At 52.1% G+C, this 17,212-nt stretch carries 13 protein-coding genes; 9 read left to right on the forward strand and 4 right to left on the reverse strand.

Annotated elements, in window-relative coordinates:
* Positions 1-10: 10 nt before the first annotated feature.
* A complete protein-coding gene (locus tag T433_RS0102435; RefSeq protein ID WP_027454718.1) occupies positions 11-1,003 on the reverse strand; it encodes a M28 family peptidase in 993 nt (330 codons plus the stop codon).
* A gap of 161 nt (positions 1,004-1,164) precedes the next feature.
* On the opposite strand from T433_RS0102435, the gene cysS reads away from it, so the two are divergent.
* From cysS to T433_RS0102455, 4 genes are all read left to right on the forward strand, one after another.
* Positions 1,165-2,658 (forward strand): cysteine--tRNA ligase, encoded by a 1,494-nt coding sequence (gene cysS, locus T433_RS0102440; protein WP_027454719.1) that lies wholly within the window; start codon positions 1,165-1,167, stop codon positions 2,656-2,658.
* A gap of 107 nt (positions 2,659-2,765) precedes the next feature.
* Complete coding sequence (locus T433_RS0102445; protein WP_027454720.1) at positions 2,766-5,633, forward strand: M16 family metallopeptidase; 2,868 nt, start codon at positions 2,766-2,768, stop codon at positions 5,631-5,633.
* Positions 5,634-5,722: 89 nt separating this feature from the next.
* The gene (locus tag T433_RS0102450; RefSeq protein WP_027454721.1) at positions 5,723-6,967 is read left to right on the forward strand and encodes a U32 family peptidase; all 1,245 of its coding nucleotides are present in this window, start codon (positions 5,723-5,725) and stop codon (positions 6,965-6,967) included.
* Between the two features lie 17 nt (positions 6,968-6,984).
* The gene (locus T433_RS0102455; protein WP_027449230.1) at positions 6,985-7,404 is read left to right on the forward strand and encodes a SufE family protein; all 420 of its coding nucleotides are present in this window, start codon (positions 6,985-6,987) and stop codon (positions 7,402-7,404) included.
* 9 nt (positions 7,405-7,413) lie between these two features.
* On the opposite strand, the gene T433_RS0102460 is transcribed toward T433_RS0102455, so the two are convergent.
* Positions 7,414-8,742: a histidine-type phosphatase gene (locus T433_RS0102460; RefSeq protein ID WP_027454722.1), complete on the reverse strand. Its 1,329-nt coding sequence runs from the start codon at positions 8,740-8,742 to the stop codon at positions 7,414-7,416.
* Between the two features lie 119 nt (positions 8,743-8,861).
* Between T433_RS0102460 and T433_RS0102465 the strand changes: the two genes are divergently transcribed.
* The 5 genes from T433_RS0102465 to ispG are packed head-to-tail and all read left to right on the forward strand — an operon-like array spanning position 8,862 to position 13,617.
* The gene (locus T433_RS0102465) at positions 8,862-9,509 is read left to right on the forward strand and encodes a hypothetical protein (RefSeq protein WP_027449231.1); all 648 of its coding nucleotides are present in this window, start codon (positions 8,862-8,864) and stop codon (positions 9,507-9,509) included.
* A 3-nt stretch (positions 9,510-9,512) separates the two neighbouring features.
* Positions 9,513-11,057: an RNA polymerase factor sigma-54 gene (rpoN, locus tag T433_RS0102470; RefSeq protein WP_027454723.1), complete on the forward strand. Its 1,545-nt coding sequence runs from the start codon at positions 9,513-9,515 to the stop codon at positions 11,055-11,057.
* An 8-nt stretch (positions 11,058-11,065) separates the two neighbouring features.
* A complete protein-coding gene (locus T433_RS0102475) occupies positions 11,066-11,722 on the forward strand; it encodes a phosphatase PAP2 family protein (protein WP_248616459.1) in 657 nt (218 codons plus the stop codon).
* A gap of 13 nt (positions 11,723-11,735) precedes the next feature.
* Positions 11,736-12,242 (forward strand): 5-(carboxyamino)imidazole ribonucleotide mutase, encoded by a 507-nt coding sequence (gene purE / locus T433_RS0102480; RefSeq protein WP_027454724.1) that lies wholly within the window; start codon positions 11,736-11,738, stop codon positions 12,240-12,242.
* A complete protein-coding gene (gene ispG / locus T433_RS0102485; protein ID WP_027454725.1) occupies positions 12,223-13,617 on the forward strand; it encodes a (E)-4-hydroxy-3-methylbut-2-enyl-diphosphate synthase in 1,395 nt (464 codons plus the stop codon). Before purE ends, ispG begins: the two co-directional genes overlap by 20 nt.
* 139 nt (positions 13,618-13,756) lie before the next feature.
* Here the strand turns inward: ispG and T433_RS0102490 are convergent, their stop codons facing one another.
* Positions 13,757-15,040 carry a leucine-rich repeat domain-containing protein gene (locus tag T433_RS0102490; protein WP_162164157.1) on the reverse strand — a complete coding sequence of 428 codons (1,284 nt, stop codon included), beginning with the start codon at positions 15,038-15,040 and terminating at the stop codon, positions 13,757-13,759.
* Between the two features lie 43 nt (positions 15,041-15,083).
* The gene (locus T433_RS0102495; protein WP_044109086.1) at positions 15,084-17,174 is read right to left on the reverse strand and encodes a glycoside hydrolase family 97 protein; all 2,091 of its coding nucleotides are present in this window, start codon (positions 17,172-17,174) and stop codon (positions 15,084-15,086) included.
* Positions 17,175-17,212: the final 38 nt, after the last annotated feature.

The following is a 17,212-nucleotide window of genomic DNA, read 5'->3' on the forward strand; positions in this document are numbered from 1 at the left end:
CACTCCCTTATTATCGCTCAGAATAAAGCACCTGAACCAGGGTCTGACCTACGGCTTTCAGCGTGGCAGGGTCGATATGCTCCATATCGTCTGTCACCGTGTGCCACGTAGGTCCGAAACTGCTTTCCATGCAATCGGGATAATAAGAAATAATGTCTATACAAGGAATGCCGGCCACCTCGTTGACCGGACCATGGTCGTCGGTGATCATGCCCCCATCCTGCTGAGGAAAGAACGAGCCGAAACCAGCCACTTCGGCAGCCTTCCACACCCGTTTCACCACACTGGGAGCATACTGGCACGAGAACATCTCACGATAGAAGCGTGCGCCCTGTCCGCCCACCATGTCCAAGAGGATGCCATAGCGATACCTACGGCCGTCCGTCTGCATCTTCTGCTGTGCAGCCCAATGCTGAGCGCCCAGCGCCCACGAGTCGCTCTCGTTGTCGGTGCCCCAGTCTTCTGCGTCAAAACAAACGAAGTCCACGCCGAATTGTCCCAGTGTGTCTGCTGCCGACTCAATAAGTCGGGCTATCTCGAGCATCACAGCCACCCCACTGGCACCATCGTTGGCCCCCATCACCGGTTTGGTGTGGTTGGCCTCATCGGGATCATTATCGGCCCAAGGGCGACAGTCCCAATGCGCACAAAGCAAAATCCTATCGGTCAGTTCCGGACGGTAGCTGGCTATAATATTATTAGCCTGCAGCGGTGTTCCGTCGAAACCTTTCAAGACAGCGCGCTGCTCGGTGACCGTCATGCCAAAGCGCTGAAACTGATCCACGATCCATGCCGCACAGCGGTCGTGCGCCACACTGTTCATCGTGCGCGGTCCAAACTCACACTGTTTGGCACAGAAAGCATATGCTGAGTCGGCAGAAAAGGTAGGTCCCGCAGGCACCATATCGCCACCCTCGTCTTTTGCACTCTTCTTCGAACCGCCACAAGCCGTGGTCAGCATCATCGTCATGATCATCACACCGATATATTTCACTACATTCATCTTCTATCCAATTGATTGATTTAGACTTGCAAAATTACTGTGAAATCCCGAAATCTCCAAATTAATTTGTGTATTTCACAAGAAAACAGTAACTTTGCCGATTGAAAAAGAATCAGGAAGCCAACAACTTAGCAAACATTCATAAAAAGATACAGATTAATATGGAATCAAAACTGGTCATTTACAATACGCTGACACGACAGAAAGAGCGTTTCGAACCACTCCATGCACCCAATGTGGGCATGTATGTCTGTGGTCCCACCGTCTATGGTGATCCCCATCTGGGCCACGCCCGTCCTGCCATCACCTTCGACCTGGTGTTCCGCTACCTGAAGCATCTGGGCTACAAGGTGCGCTATGTGCGCAACATCACCGACGTGGGCCACTTGGAGCACGATGCCGACGAGGGCGAGGACAAGATTGCCAAGAAGGCACGCTTGGAGCAGCTCGAGCCTATGGAGATAGCCCAGTACTACACCAACCGCTACCATCAGTATATGGATGCGCTCAACGTGCTGCGCCCTTCTATCGAGCCTCACGCCACGGGTCATATCATCGAGCAGCAGCAGCTGGTGCAGCAGATCCTGGACAACGGCTTTGCCTACGAGAGCAATGGCTCTATCTATTTTGACATCGAGGCCTACAACAAGAAATTCAAGTATGGCATCCTCAGCGGACGCTCACTGGAGAATATCAAGGATGCTTCGCGCGACAACCTCGATGGTGTTGGCGAGAAGCGCAACCAGGCCGACTTCGCCCTGTGGAAGAAGGCACAGCCCGAGCACATCATGCGCTGGCCATCGCCCTGGAGCGACGGTTTCCCCGGCTGGCACTGCGAGTGTACCGCCATGGGCCGCAAGTACCTGGGCGAGCAGTTCGACATCCACGGTGGTGGCATGGACCTGGTGTTCCCTCATCACGAGTGTGAGATAGCCCAGGCACAGGCTTCGATGGGTCATCCCGCCGTGAAGTACTGGATGCACAACAACATGCTGACCATCAACGGACAGAAGATGGGTAAGTCATACAACAACTTCATCACACTGGAGCAGTTCTTCACGGGCAATCACCCATTGCTCGAGAAGGCCTACTCGCCCATGACCATCCGTTTCTTCGTGCTCTCTGCCCACTATCGTGGTACGGTGGACTTCTCTAACGAGGCTCTGCAGGCTGCCGAGAAGGGCTACGAGAAACTGATGAACGCCATCAGCGACTTGGAGCGTGTGCAGGTCAGCGACAAGTGCGATACCGAGACCGAGAAGGTGGTTAAGGCGCTGCGCCAGAAGTGCTACGATGCCATGAACGACGACCTGGCTACGCCACTGGTGCTGAGCAACCTTTTCGAGGCTTGCACCGTGGTCAACAAGTTGGTGGATCATAAGGCCACCATCTGTGCCGACTGTCTGAAGGAGCTGAAGGAGACCATGCAGCTCTTTGCCTTCGACATCCTGGGTCTGAAGTCAGAGAAGAGCGGTTCTAACGACGAACGCGAGGCTGCCTTTGGCAAGGTGATGGACATGGTGCTGGAGTTGCGTGCCAAGGCTAAGGCCAACAAGGACTGGGCCACCAGTGACCAGATTCGCGATGCCCTGGCTGCCGCCGGCTTCGAGGTGAAGGATACGAAAGACGGCGTCACTTGGAAACTGAACAAGTAAACGAAAATACTGATGGGTATGAAAAGCCCGTGTATATAATGGATTAAAGAAGGGTTAGATGTACGCCAAATGGCAACATCTAACCCTTTAATTATTTCTTTCTGAATATGAAACGTATTGCTTTTCTTTTGGTTGCAGTCTTGACGAGTGTGCTGGCTTATGCGCAGCTGGATGTCAAGGAGTTGAAACTGAGTAATGGCATGACCGTATGGCTGAATGAGGATCACTCCCAGCCGAAAGTCTTTGGCGCCGTGGTGGTAAAAGCTGGTGCAAAAGACTGCCCCAATACGGGTATTGCTCACTATTTTGAGCATATCATGTTTAAGGGTACCGACCGCATGGGTACCACTGACTATGATAAAGAAAAGCCGTGGCTCGACAGTATCTCGGCTCAATACGACCTGCTTAGCAACACCAAGGACGAGGCAGAGCGCACGCGCATTCAGAAACATATCAACGAACTGAGTCTGAAGGCTGCCGACTACGCGATTCCCAATGAGTTCAGTCGGTTGATAGCAAAATATGGTGGCAGCGCTCTGAATGCTGGCACCGGTCATGATTTAACCTATTATCATAACTCTTTCCTGCCACAGTTCATAGAACAGTGGTGCTGGTTGAACTCCGAGCGACTCATCAAACCCGTGTTCCGCGGCTTTCAGGGTGAGTTAGAGAATGTCTATGAAGAGAAAAACCGTGCTGCCGATGCCCTGGGCAATGCACAGGATAAAGTATTCCGTGCGGTGTTTAAGACCCAGCCCTATGCCTATCCTATCATTGGTTCGACGGAGAATCTGAAGAATCCGCGCTTGTCGGATATGGCTGCCTTCTATAAGAAATACTACGTAGCATCAAATATGGGCCTGATTCTCTGTGGAGACATTAAGCCCGATGCTGCGCTGACGACATTGCTGGAGAAAACCTTCGGACGTGTGCAGACTGGTCCTGCGCCAGAGCGCATAAAGAGCACTATGCCTACGATTGCGGCAGGTGAGCGTGAAGAGGTGAAACTGCCTATCCCCCTGGTTGGTGCAGAAGCCTTGGTATTCAAGGCCCCTACAGAGTATGAGGCAGATGCCAATGCGCTCGATTTGGCCAACAAACTGCTTTATAACGGTAAGGCTGGCCTGCTGGATTCGTTGGTCAACGAACACAAGTTGATGATGGCTGCAGCCATGAGTGCCTCGCTGGATGATGCAGCAGGCTCTGGCATCGTGGTCATTCCCAACCTCTTTGGAAAGATGAAAAAGGCAGAGGCCCGCGTGATGGAACAGGTCAGGAAGGTGATGGACGGTGATTTTTCCAACGAGCAGATGGAAGCCCTGAAGCAAGAGATGCTGATGGAGGCCGAACAGAATATAGAAACGATCAGCAATCGCTCGGATGTGCTGATTAACGCCTTCTCGAAAGGGCGCAACTGGCAGGATGTGCTCAATAAGATGGACGGTATTCGCCGACTGACAAAGGCTGACGTGGTGGCAGCGGCAAGGAAGTATTATGGTGCCAATTATATCACCTTGGTCAAGAAATACGGTACGTCGAAGAAAGAAACACTGAAACAGCCCGGCTATAAGCCTATCAGTCCGAAAAACATGGATGCGAAGTCGGCCTTTGCCCAGCAGTTGGAGCAGGTGCCTGTCAAGGATATGGCAGTACGTACCGTTGACTTTAAAAAGGATGTGACTATACTTCCTCTCAAGTCTCAAACCCTGCTGTATTACAAAGAGAACCCCATCAACGATGTCTTTAGCTTTACCATCCGCTACAAGAATGGCGAACTGCATACGCCCGCACTGAAGATCATGGCCAACTATCTGTCACAGTTGGGCACCGACTCACTGAAAAAACAGCAGTTGGAACAGGCATGGCAGCGTATTGGCACCACGATGGAGATAGCGTCTGGCAACGTAGCTTTCAGCATCAACCTCACGGGTCCAGACAACCAACTGGTGCCCGCCCTGCAGCTGTTGGCGCATTTCCTGCGTTCGGCCAAGGGAGATCGTGATGCACTCAAAGATGTGAAGGACGAGGATGGAGTGGAGCGTAAGAGTTTCGGAAAACAGAAAGACGACGTGTTGCAACCTGTGATACATCGTATCGCTGTTGGAGAAAGGTCGTCGTACCTCACGCAGATGAGTAGGAAGGAAGTGAAGTCTCTGACAGACGAGGACTTGCTGGCGCTCTTCCAGGAGTTGCAGCAGTACGGCTGCGAACTCTTCTACTGTGGTCGCCAGCCTATGGCGTATGTGGCGAATGAAGCGCAACGCATCCTTCCCTTAGACCAGTGCACCAAACCCCAGGCTGATACCTTCCGTCCTTTCCTGCAGTATGACGAACCAGTGGTCTATTTCTACCACGTGCCAAAGTCACGCCAGAACTATGTGGTTAGCTATGATGCCGTCGGGGCATTGCCTACACAGGCAGACCGTGTGCAGTTCAAGCTCTGGGGTGAGTATTTCGGAGGCAGTATGTCGTCTGTACTCTTCCAGAATGTGCGTGAGTTCCGCTCATTGGCCTACTCCACGGGTGGCAGTGCCTTCACTACAAGTCTAGCCCGTCATCCTGATGCAACACAATGTTACATCACAATAACGGGCACACAAGCCGATAAGACATTGGAGGCGCTCTCAACCATAGACTCTCTGTTACATCACATACCGATGAAGGAGAATAACCTGGAAGCCTCGCGCCAGAGCGTTGTCAATGATATCCAGAATGCTTATCCTTCTTTCCGCACAGTGGGCGAATATGTAGCAAACCAACTGAGAGACGGATACACATCTGATCCTCAGGCAGATATTGCCAAGAGCATACCTGCTGTTACGTCTCAGGAAATCCTGCAGTTTCACCAACAGCACATTGCCTCCAACAGTAATCGTGTCTGGGTGGTTATTGGCGATAAGCATCTGACAGACATAAAGGCCCTTGCCCGCTTCGGAAAGGTCGTAGAACTGAAGAAAGAAGATGTTTACAGGTGAGGCTATACATAAGTTAAGAAATAGCCTGTAATACAAAGAAATATATTGTTTCTTTTTGCTATTCGACGACTTCTTTGTACCTTTGCATCATGAATATGAAGGATTTTGAAATCATGGCGCCCGTGGGGAGCCGCGATTCGTTGGCTGCTGCCCTGAAGGCGGGAGCCGATTCGGTGTATTTTGGCGTGGAGCAGTTGAACATGCGTTCGCATTCTGCCAACCATTTCACGATTGACGACCTGCGCGAGATTGCCGCCACCTGTAACGAGGCAGGTGTGAAGACCTATCTCACGGTGAACACCATCATCTATGGTGAGGACATCGAGACGATGCATCAGATCGTGGATGCTGCCGTAGAGGCCAAGATATCGGCTGTCATTGCCTGCGACATTGCGGTGATGACCTACTGCCGCGAGAAGGGCATGGAGGTGCACCTCAGCACACAGTTGAACATCTCTAACGTGGAGGCTCTGAAGTTCTACGCCCAGTTTGCCGACGTGGTGGTGCTGGCCCGCGAACTGAACATGGAGCAGGTGGCCGAGATCTACCGCCAGATAGAGGAGCAAAACATCTGCGGCCCCAGTGGCCAGCAGGTACGCATTGAGATGTTCTGTCATGGTGCACTGTGCATGGCTGTCAGCGGCAAGTGCTACTTGAGCCTCGACAACACAGGTCGTTCGGCCAACCGTGGTTCGTGTATGCAGATCTGTCGCCGCTCATACCTGGTGACCGACCGCGAGACGGGCACCGAACTGGAGGTTGACAATAAGTATATCATGAGTCCTAAGGACCTGAAGACCGTGCGCTTCATCGACAAGATGATGAAGAGCGGTGTACGCGTCTTCAAGATTGAGGGTCGTGCTCGCGGTCCCGAATATGTACTCACCGTGGTGCAGTGCTATAAGGAGGCCATCCAGAGCGTGCTCGACGGCACGTTCACCGAGGAGAAGAAGGATGCCTGGGACGAGCGCCTGGCCACCGTCTTCAACCGTGGCTTCTGGGACGGCTACTACCAGGGACAGACACTGGGCGAGTGGAACACCAACTACGGTTCCAGCGCCACCGAGCGCAAGAAGTACATCGGCAAAGGTGTAAAATACTTCTCGAAGTTGGGCGTGGCAGAGTTCTCGGTAGAGGCAGGCACCTTCAGCGTAGGCGACAAGATGCTGATCACGGGACCCACCACTGGTGCGCTGTATGTCACCGTAGATGAGATCCACGACGACACCCACGCCGTAGAGACCGCCCAGCAAGGCACACGCGTCAGCATCAAGGTGCCCGAGAAGGTGCGTCCCAGCGACAAGCTGTTCCTGATAGAGAAAATTGAAAAATGAGAATGGAGATTTAAGATATGACCATCAACGAAAGACAAGACGAGATCATCGAGGAGTTCAGCGATTTTGACGACTGGATGGACAAATACCAGTTGCTCATTGACTTAGGCAACGAGCAGGAGCCACTGGACGAGAAGTATAAGACTGAGAGCAACCTGATAGACGGTTGCCAAAGCCGTGTGTGGCTGCAGGCCGACTATGCCGACGGGAAGATTCACTTCCAGGCCGAGAGCGATGCCCTCATCGTGAAAGGCATCGTGGCACTGCTCATCCGTGTGCTCAACGACCAGACACCTCAGGATATCCTGAATGCCGACCTTTACTTTATCGAAGAAATCGGACTGAAAGAGCACCTCTCACCCACCCGCAGCAATGGTCTGCTGGCCATGGTGAAGCAGGCCCGCATGTATGCGCTGGCCTTCAGTCAGAAAGCATAAGGGGAGCGACTACTCTGCCAGGTTCTCATCATACGCATTGATGCGTTGCAGGTAGTAGTCGCGAAAATCATCCCAATGATAATATGGGGCGATATCTGTATTCAAAGGCAGAGTCGCCTCATTTTCGTTTAGCAGGATCTTGAAAATCACATCCTTGTCTGAGGCATTCTTGCGGTAGAAGGCAAACTGGATGTTGGCACCCATCGGCAATACGCGATAGTCCACCCAGCCACGCTTCTCCAACTGGTCCAGATCGCCCACCTGCTGGTCGTAGCCATCAAGGCCCAACAGACAAACCAGTGGCATGATCACCATCTCATGACCAAAGCGGAGGGTGCTGCCGGGATGCGACATCTTGATGCAACTGTCAGTTTGCTGAATGATGCGGCGCAACAGGTTGCGCTGCGAATAGGGCTGGTCGCCACCGTCGTACTGCGAAAAGCCATTGGTGAGATACTGCAAGACGTTCTCCTTCTGCCAGTTCTCGTATATCTCGTTGTCGGTATAGAGGTCGTAGAAGGTCATCTCCTTGCGCAGTTCGGAGCTCTGCAGATTGGAAGCCAGGCGAAAGAGGTGGCGATTCAGTTTCTCGCCGTCCACGCGTTGTTCCAGGTAGTCTTTGTCATTAAACAGCGCTCCCACCATGCGCTGCCAGCGGCGGCGCTTCTTACAGAAGGCATCAAAGGCCTGGCGCTTCTGGGCCGACAGTCGTTCGGCCTGCAGTCCACTGTCCTGCTGACTCATATAGTACATCTCGTGAAGACTGGCATCCTGATGGATGTCCAGTTTCTGGTTCAGCAGCAACAGCTGTTGCAACGCCACACCCATGGCCAGCACCGTCTGTCCGTCGATGGTGCTATGCGCCTCGACATGTGCGCCATCGCCAAACACGGGGCGGAAGCGTTCAAACATACGCGAGATGATGACACGCTGCTGTGACAGTCCCACCTCCGTCAGTTCGCCCCATCGCAGGTAGGCCTCAGCCTTCATCCGGCGGATGCGGTCCAGCACATCCTTGCCCAGGGTGGTCAGCATGCCCTGATCGTCGGCCTCTGTCAGGCAGTTGAGTGCGTAGTCATAGTCCATCTCTTCTTCATGATGATGCGAACCGAAATGGCCATAGTGACTGACATAGAACAAGCGTTTTCCCTCGGGCGCAGGCGTCTGTTTGCGCTGTCGCGGAATGGGATAAGCCAGAAACTCGCCCCCCGACAGTCTGAGATTCTTCTTGAACTCCTCCTTGGGTGGCTGTATCTGTGGCGGTGGTTCTATCTGTAGCTGCGCCTTGACGACTGAAGAATGCATCGCCAGTGCCATCAGAAAAAACAGTTTTCGCATTGTTCTTAGTTATTGTTTGGTGCAAAAGTACAAAATTAATTAGAATTCTTGTTGAAAGCATCTAAAAAAATTTGGTTATTCACGTTGTTTTCAGTAACTTTGCTCCAAAATTAAGGCACATGGCAAAGAATCAAGTTTGGCACGATGACTTCTGGTTGCTGCTACTGCAACTCTACCTGAAGAAACCTGTGGGCACCAAAGCGCTCTACAGCAAGGATATGGTGGACCTGAGCCTGGAACTGCACATTGCACCACAGGCACTGCAAGCTCGCATGCGTCAGATAGAAAGACTTGAGACGCCCCTCATCGAGCGGCTTTGGCAGACCTACAGCGAGAACCCGCGCCGCCTGCAGCGCGCCGTCTCCACGCTGCGCCAGATGAAAGACTTCGGTGCCAGCGATGCGTTCTACAGTGGCGTCGAGATCCAGGAGTCGTTTGAGAAAGACTTCCGTCCGCTGGCCGAGAACGAAAGGCTGAAGCCCGTCATGCTGATACTCGCGCTCAACCTCTATTTCCAGCTGACGCCCGCCACCATGGTCGAGGAGACACCCGAAGTCGTAGAGCTGGCCCGCCAAATGAAGCTTTCTCCTGCCGAGGTCGTAGAGGTGCTCACCACCTTTCAGTCGTGCGACCCCTACTTTACCAAGAATGATGTCGAACCATCACCCCTGCTGCCCGCCTGTCAGCACATCTGGCACCGCTATGGCAACGGAGACCCCAACCAGCTGAACGAGCTGGCACAAGAACTGATGGCATATTTCAAGTAAATAATGGCTCAGATTCAGACTCAGGAACAACGACAAGAACAGCACTTGCAGCAAACCATCTCGCAGCAACAGCTGTTGAATGCACAACTGGTGGAGCTACCCCTTCAGCAATTCATTGAACGGGTCAACACCGAGATGCACGACAATCCTGCACTGGAACAACAGACCGACGAGCCTGAATTTCCCGACAACACCGATTTCAACGACGGTCCCAACACACAGGACAATGCCGACGAGGACTACGACAGTCAGCGCGAACGCGAAGAGCGTCAGGATGCGCTCGACGCCGCCTTGGAGAGCTTTGGCCGCGACGACGAGGACCTGCCCGTATATGCCGGCAACCACTATAGTGCTGAAGAACGTGAAGACACGCCCTTTGGCGCCAGCGAGACCTTTTATGACACACTGCTGCAGCAGGTCAGCGAACTGGAACTCAACGACCAGGAGCGCTATGTCATGGAGTATCTGATCCGCTCGCTGGCCGACGACGGTCTGCTGCGCACCCCCATCGACAGTATTGCCGAGGAACTGGCCATCTATCATAACATCGATCTCAGCACAGCGGAGATTGAAAAGAACCTGAAGCGCCTGCAGCAACTGGACCCGCCAGGCATTGGTGCCCGCGACCTGCAGGAATGCCTGCAACTGCAAGTGGAGCGCAAGCTTGCCGACGACACCAGCAACGGCGCACCACAAAATAAGCTCGACATGGACCGACTCATGCTGCGCGTCCTGGAGCATCACTTCGACGACTTCAAGAACCGCCGTTGGGACAAGTTGCAGAAAGACCTCAAGGTGGGCTCTCAGCTTATGGAAGAGCTGACCGGTGAGCTGCGCCATCTCAATCCGCGTCCTGGTGCATCCATGAGCGAAACTATCGGCCACTCCATCCAACAGATCACCCCCGACTTTATCGTCGATACACAAGACGACGGTACGGTCACCTTCTCGCTCAACAACAGCGAGATACCACAGTTGCAGGTGTCCCCCTCGTTTGCCGAACTGCTGAAGGAATACCAGAACAACAAGGACACCATGTCGCGCCAGATGAAGGAAGCCCTGCTCTACACGCGCCAGAAGGTGGGGGCAGCCCAGAGCTTCATCGATGCCATCAAGATGCGTCAGCGCTCCATGACCCTCACCATGAAGGCCATCATCCAGTTGCAGCACCCCTTCTTCGAAGAGGGCGACGAGACCCTGCTGCGCCCCATGATATTGAAAGACGTGGCCGAGAAGACCGGTCTGGACATCAGCACCATCTCTCGTGTGTCTAACTCCAAATATGCCCAGACGCGATGGGGCACGTTCCCCCTGCGCTACTTCTTCAGCGAGGGCTTCACCACACAGAACGGCGAGGAACTGTCCACCCGCGTCATCAAAGCCGTACTGCGCGAGATTATCGACGAGGAGGACAAGCGCAAGCCCCTTGCCGACGATGTGCTCTGCAAGCTATTGGCCCAGAAGGGCTACCCCATAGCCCGCCGCACGGTGGCCAAATACCGCGAGATGCTGGGCATACCCATTGCGCGTTTAAGAAAGTCTAATTAGTCATCAGGATGTCAAAAGAGAAAAACATCATTAAGATGTCAAGAGAGAAGAGCATCATCATTGCCGCACGCACCATCAGCATGATGTTCACCCCTTTCTACCTGCCGCTGGTAGGTCTTATTGTGCTGTTCACCTTCAGCTATCTCAGTCTGCTGCCGGCAGGCTATCGGTTCATGGTGCTTAGCCTGGTGTATCTGTTCACCATCCTGATGCCCACTTTTCTCATTCGTCTTTATCGCAACTATCACGGATGGACACTCTTCGAGTTGAGCCACAAGCGCCGCCGTCTGGTGCCCTACCTCATCTCCATCTGCAGCTATCTGCTGTGCATACAGGTGCTCAACGCCCTCAACATTTTCCATTTCGTGTCGTCGATCGTCTTTGCAGCACTGATGGTGCAGATTGTCTGTGCCATCATCAACGTGTGGTGGAAGATCTCCACCCACACCGCCGCCATCGGAGGTGTGGCCGGTGCCCTGTTGGTGTTTGCTGAGATTTTCGCTTTCGATCCCACCTGTTGGTTGTGCCTCACGCTTGTCGTGGCAGGCATGTTGGGCAGTGCCCGCATGTTTCTGCGCCAGCACACGCTGTCACAGGTGTGCGTAGGCTTCCTCGTGGGCCTCATCATTGGCGGCGTAAGCATATTCTATTTCGCAATCGATTAAAAAAAACAAGCATATGAAACCAGTAGTAAGTATCATCATGGGCAGCACGAGCGACCTGCCCGTCATGGAAAAAGCATGTAAGTTGCTCGACGAGATGCAAGTTCCTTTCGAAGTCAACGCCCTGTCGGCTCACCGCACGCCCGACGCCGTTGAGACCTTTGCACGCACCGCTCAGGAGCGCGGTCTGAAGGTTATCATTGCCGGTGCTGGCATGGCTGCCGCCCTGCCTGGCGTCATCGCAGCCTCAACCACACTGCCCGTCATCGGCGTTCCCATCAAGGGCATGCTCGACGGTCTCGACGCTATGCTCTCTATCATCCAGATGCCTCCAGGCATTCCCGTTGCCACCGTTGGTGTAAACGGTGCACAGAACGCAGCCATCCTTGCCGTAGAGATGTTGGCACTGAGCGATGCCGCCCTTGCACAGCGTCTCAGCGACTATAAGGCTGGTCTGAAGAGCAAGATAGAGAAGGCCAACAAGGATTTAGCAGAAGTAAAGTATGAGTATAAGACGAACTAGTAGTGTCTGCCACGTGGGCAACATCGCCATTGGCGGCGACAACCCCATCCGTGTACAGTCGATGGCTACCACCGACACCAACGACACCGAGGGTAGCGTGGCACAAGCCAAGCGCATCATCGATGCTGGTGGTGAACTGGTACGCTTTACCACACAGGGCACTCGTGAGGCAGAGAACATGAAGAACATCTCTGCTAGTCTGAAGGCCGATGGCTATCATACACCACTTGTCGCTGACGTGCACTTCACGGCCCACACTGCCGATGTAGCTGCTCAGTACTGTGAGAAGGTGCGCATCAACCCTGGTAACTATGTTGATCCGGGTCGCACGTTCAAGCACTTGGAATACACCGATGAGGAGTATGCCGAAGAACTGAAGAAGATAGAAGCCAAGCTCGTACCTTTTATAAATATATGTAAGGAGCACCACACGGCGGTGCGTATTGGTGTGAACCACGGTTCACTCTCCGACCGCATCATGAGCCGTTATGGCGACACACCTGAAGGTATCGTGGAAAGCTGTATGGAATTCCTGCGCATCTTCCGTCGCGAGAACTTCAACGATGTGGTTATCTCTATCAAGGCCTCCAACACCGTTGTGATGGTCACCACCGTACGTCTGTTGGTGAAGACCATGGATCAGGAGGACATGCACTATCCCCTGCATCTGGGTGTTACAGAAGCAGGCGAAGGTGAGGACGGTCGTATCAAGAGTGCGCTAGGCATCGGTGCCCTTCTGACAGAAGGCATTGGCGACACCATTCGTGTGAGTCTCAGCGAGGAACCAGAGTGCGAGATTCCCGTAGCCAAGAAACTGGTGGAACTCATCCCCGAGTGCACACAGCTTCGTGCAGAGGCAGAAGCCAGCATCAAGGACGACACCATCACCCTGAATCTCGATGCCGCAGACTGGGAGACATTCCAACTGAAAGCTGCAATGGCCGTAGGTGCCCTGCTCATAGACCGCAAAGCCACGAAGTTGGACATAACCAGTTCCGCTAGTTTTACTACTCCTGCTAGTTTGATTAGTCTTGCCGACGCCATTCTTCAGGCCGCCCGCATTAAGTTCACCAAGACCGAGTATATCTCATGCCCTGGTTGCGGACGTACGCTCTACAACCTGCAAGAGACCATTGCCAAGATCAAGGCAGCCACCAGTGACCTTGTGGGCTTGAAGATAGGTATCATGGGATGCATTGTGAATGGTCCGGGTGAAATGGCCGATGCCGACTACGGCTACGTAGGAGCAGGTCGTGGTAAGATCTCGCTCTACAGAGCCAAGGAGTGTGTCTTGAAGAACATTCCTGAAGAAGAAGCAGTTGAGCGACTGCTGGAACTCATTCACAGCGACCGCTCAACCAATTCAACTAACTAATAGCAACTATTCCGCTTCATCGGCATCCTCTTCCTCGTCCCATTCCACGCGACGTCTTCTGAAGTTATAATCCGATGCCGTAAGTAACTTTTCCCTCTGATGGAATAAACTTCTATCAGAGGGCTTTTATATGTCTTTTTCATTTCACTATCACTTTTTTGCCTTTCACGATATACAATCCCTTGGCAGCATTCTCCACCTTACGTCCCATCAGGTCGTAAACAACTCCCTCGCCTTTGGAGAGGGCTGGGGTGAGGTTCCCAATACCCGTAGTCTCATCATCGAAAGTGAAGATGATGTCGCGGGCTTCATCCGCACTGCTTGTTGGCAACTGCAAGTAGGCTTTTCCTGCTGCTATCTCTTTGTTGGCAGTGCTTACCTTCTTAAACACACCATCCTTTAAGATAAAGTTTGTCTTGTCGCCATCAGTAGCAGGAAGAACCTTTGGAGCCACCACACCCACAAGTTTGTTGCTGACTGCCTCGGGTGTTGTCTCTGCAATACGCAATGTGTAAGCCGTGCCAGCCTCACCTTTAATGAGGAGTCCTGTTCCCGCCTTTGCACTGGTCACAGCAGTTAGCACAAGCTCAGAGTCACTATAATCAGAAGCATAGCGTACTTTCAGGTCGGAAGCCTCAGCAAAGTCAACATCGAAATCACGGGCAAAGGTAAACACATCCGTGGCAGGCGTGAAAAGGATATCAGCTGTTGCCTGGTCCTTAATCCAGTCAGCCTTCCCATTAAGTGCGGCTTTGATATCATCGAGAGCCGATGCCTTTGTATAGAACACTGGATTGTCTGTCGATTCGAAGATCTGCCAGGTATCCTCTGTGGGGATAAGTGTCAGGCTGCTACCAGCATAGTATATGTTCTTCAGCACTGAGCAGTTCTTCAACGCATGTTGGTCAAGACTAACCGAACCCAGGATAGTCAGAGACTTCAATGCATTACAATTCTCGAAAGCACTCTCACCCACTTTGATGACTGAAGCAGGAATCGCACAATACTCCAAAGAAGAACAGCCATAGAAGGTCCATCCTTCTATCTGGTCCATACTGCCATTGTTATAGACAGCACGTAGTCCGGTGCAACCAAAGAAGGTGCTGACACCCTGCAGCGAATAGACCGTAGAAGGGATTGTTACAGAAGTAATTCCTGTCATCTCGCGAAAAGCACATCCTTCAGCTATCTCACCACCTTTGATAAAGGCCACCGAATAGGTCTTCTCATTGTTAGCTACACTAGCAGGAATGACAACATCTCCCGTGAGTTCCACATCCGGACGAATCACCATCACTTCATTTTTCTCACCATCCTCTGTCACAACTTTGTACTTCAGATTGTCAACTGTGAACACGTCATCAACAGCGGCCATGACTGTCAGAGGCATAGCCATTAATAGTAAAAAAGTAATTTTACGCATAGTTTTTTTTATTAGGTTTATATTAGTTTTTGAATAACTTTGATTATTTACGTTCTTTGATACTGATGGCATAACCGCCACCGGGAGCAGCCTTCAGGCGAAGAACAGTCTTGTCTGTCACCACTTTCTTCTTAATGGTGTAAGCCTGCGGATTTGTTAGATAGTGAGCATTGGGCGCATCGGCATAGATGGTACAGTCATACTTCTTACCAGAATCCAGAAATGAAAGCGGTAATACAGACTGATACCCCTGCTCTCCACTGGTACATCCCACAAACCAGTCGTTCGTTCCTTTAGCCTTTCGGGCCACAGTAATATATTGACCAGGCTCAGCCTCCAGATAGCGTGAGTCGTCCCAATCTACTGCCACATCCTTAATAAACTGGAAAGCATCCATGAAACGCTCGTATTGCTCAGGCACATCAGCAGCCATCTGCAGTGGAGAGTACATAGTCACATAGAGTGCCAGCTGACGAGCCAGCGTGCTGTTTACATGCGAGTGGCTCTTTGGATCCACCTTACTCATATCCATCTCAAAGATACCTGGGGTATAGTCCATCGGTCCTCCTTGCAAGCGAGTAAAGGGCAAGACCGTTGTGTGCGACGGTTTATTGCCACCAAACGATTCATACTCCGTGCCACGTGCCGACTCATTGCCAATGAGATTAGGCCATGTACGGCAGAGTCCTGTAGGACGAACGGCCTCATGGGCATTCACCATGATGTGGTGCTTGGCAGCTTCGGTGACACAATACAGATAATGGTTAACCATCCACTGACCATAGTGGTGCTCTCCACGTGGGATGATATTCCCCACATAGCCACTCTTCACAGCATTGTATCCATATTGGTTCATCAGATTGTAGGCAGCCTCTAGGTGTCGTTCATAGTTACGGACAGAAGAAGAAGTCTCATGGTGCATCATCAGACGCACCCCTTTGGAGTGGGCATAGTCGTTGAGTGCACGGATGTCAAAGTCGGGATAAGGCGTCTGGAAGTCGAACACATAGTCCTTGGAATGACCGAACCAGTCTTCCCAACCAGTGTTCCATCCCTCCACAAGCACTTGGTCGAAACCGTGTTGGGCAGCGAAATCAATGTAACGACGCACATTCTCATTGTTAGCAGGATGTTGTCCGTGAGGTTTTACAAGACTATAGTCTGTCTCTCCAAGTTTAACGGAAGGCAGGTCGAACGTGTACGACCACTGTTTTCCTCCGCCAATCATTTCCCACCACACGCCAACATACTTCACAGGCTTAATCCACGATGTGTCGGTAATTTTGCAAGGTTCATTCAGATTAAGGATTAGGTTGGATGAAAGGATGCCACAGGCATTGTCAGCAACCATCACAGTTCGCCACGGCGTGTGACAAGGCGACTGCATGTGAGCCATATTACCCTGGGCATCGGGTGTTAGTTGTGTATTGAAGATAAAGCGATTGTCATCAAGATCAAGATGCATGCAAGAATAGTCTATGAGTGCAGCCTCATGAATATTCAAGTAGATACCATCTGCCGTCTTAAGCTGCAGAGCGGTCTGCACGCCCGTGGGAGAGAATAATGTCTGCGAGGCATTGTCACAGATGGCCGACTTCATCAGTCCTCTGATTTCCGATAGTTTCGATTCCGTATAGTCATACTCCTGCGTATCGTAGTCACCCGGAATCCACCAAGCCGTATGATCACCAGTCATAGCAAACTGAGTACGCTCGTCCTTTACCACAAAGTAAACCAGTTTTTCCTGCTGCGGAAACTCATAGCGGAAGCCCACACCATCGTTATAGACGCGAAAACGGATATTCATAAGACGTCCCGTTTCATCTTGCTGCAAACGAACAAGCAACTCATTATAATGATTGCGTATGTTCTTTGTCTCTCCCCATACAGGTTGCCAGGTCTCATCGAAGGTAGAGCGCTCAGTAGCAGCCAGCGTGAAGCCGTCGAGCAGAGAGTGCTCTTCCGCAAGTTCCAAGCCCAACTTACTGGGAGCCACAACTTCTTTCGAGTTAAAACTCATGGCATACGTTGGCACACCATTACCAGTAAGCGTAAAAGCAACGCTGACCAGTCCATTGGGCGATGTCACCTCAATGTTTTGAGCATGGGAGTTAAACAGTGCGCAACGCGCCATGAGAAATGCAGTAATTAGGAATAATATCTTTGTTTTCA

This window comes from Xylanibacter brevis ATCC 19188 (assembly GCF_000621725.1).
GTDB lineage: Bacteria > Bacteroidota > Bacteroidia > Bacteroidales > Bacteroidaceae > Prevotella > Prevotella brevis.

Excerpts from the sequence above, each read along its gene's own strand:
- T433_RS0102455 (WP_027449230.1), top strand. The coding sequence starts at position 6,985 with ATGACCATCAACGAAAGACAAGACGAGATCATCGAGGAGTTCAGCGAT.
- T433_RS0102490 (WP_162164157.1), bottom strand. The coding sequence starts at position 15,040 with ATGCGTAAAATTACTTTTTTACTATTAATGGCTATGCCTCTGACAGTC.
- T433_RS0102460 (WP_027454722.1), bottom strand. The coding sequence starts at position 8,742 with ATGCGAAAACTGTTTTTTCTGATGGCACTGGCGATGCATTCTTCAGTC.
- T433_RS0102465 (WP_027449231.1), top strand. The coding sequence starts at position 8,862 with ATGGCAAAGAATCAAGTTTGGCACGATGACTTCTGGTTGCTGCTACTG.
- ispG (WP_027454725.1), top strand. The coding sequence starts at position 12,223 with ATGAGTATAAGACGAACTAGTAGTGTCTGCCACGTGGGCAACATCGCC.
- T433_RS0102435 (WP_027454718.1), bottom strand. The coding sequence starts at position 1,003 with ATGAATGTAGTGAAATATATCGGTGTGATGATCATGACGATGATGCTG.
- rpoN (WP_027454723.1), top strand. The coding sequence starts at position 9,513 with ATGGCTCAGATTCAGACTCAGGAACAACGACAAGAACAGCACTTGCAG.
- T433_RS0102475 (WP_248616459.1), top strand. The coding sequence starts at position 11,066 with ATGTCAAAAGAGAAAAACATCATTAAGATGTCAAGAGAGAAGAGCATC.
- T433_RS0102445 (WP_027454720.1), top strand. The coding sequence starts at position 2,766 with ATGAAACGTATTGCTTTTCTTTTGGTTGCAGTCTTGACGAGTGTGCTG.
- purE (WP_027454724.1), top strand. The coding sequence starts at position 11,736 with ATGAAACCAGTAGTAAGTATCATCATGGGCAGCACGAGCGACCTGCCC.
- cysS (WP_027454719.1), top strand. The coding sequence starts at position 1,165 with ATGGAATCAAAACTGGTCATTTACAATACGCTGACACGACAGAAAGAG.
- T433_RS0102495 (WP_044109086.1), bottom strand. The coding sequence starts at position 17,174 with ATGGCGCGTTGCGCACTGTTTAACTCCCATGCTCAAAACATTGAGGTG.
- T433_RS0102450 (WP_027454721.1), top strand. The coding sequence starts at position 5,723 with ATGAATATGAAGGATTTTGAAATCATGGCGCCCGTGGGGAGCCGCGAT.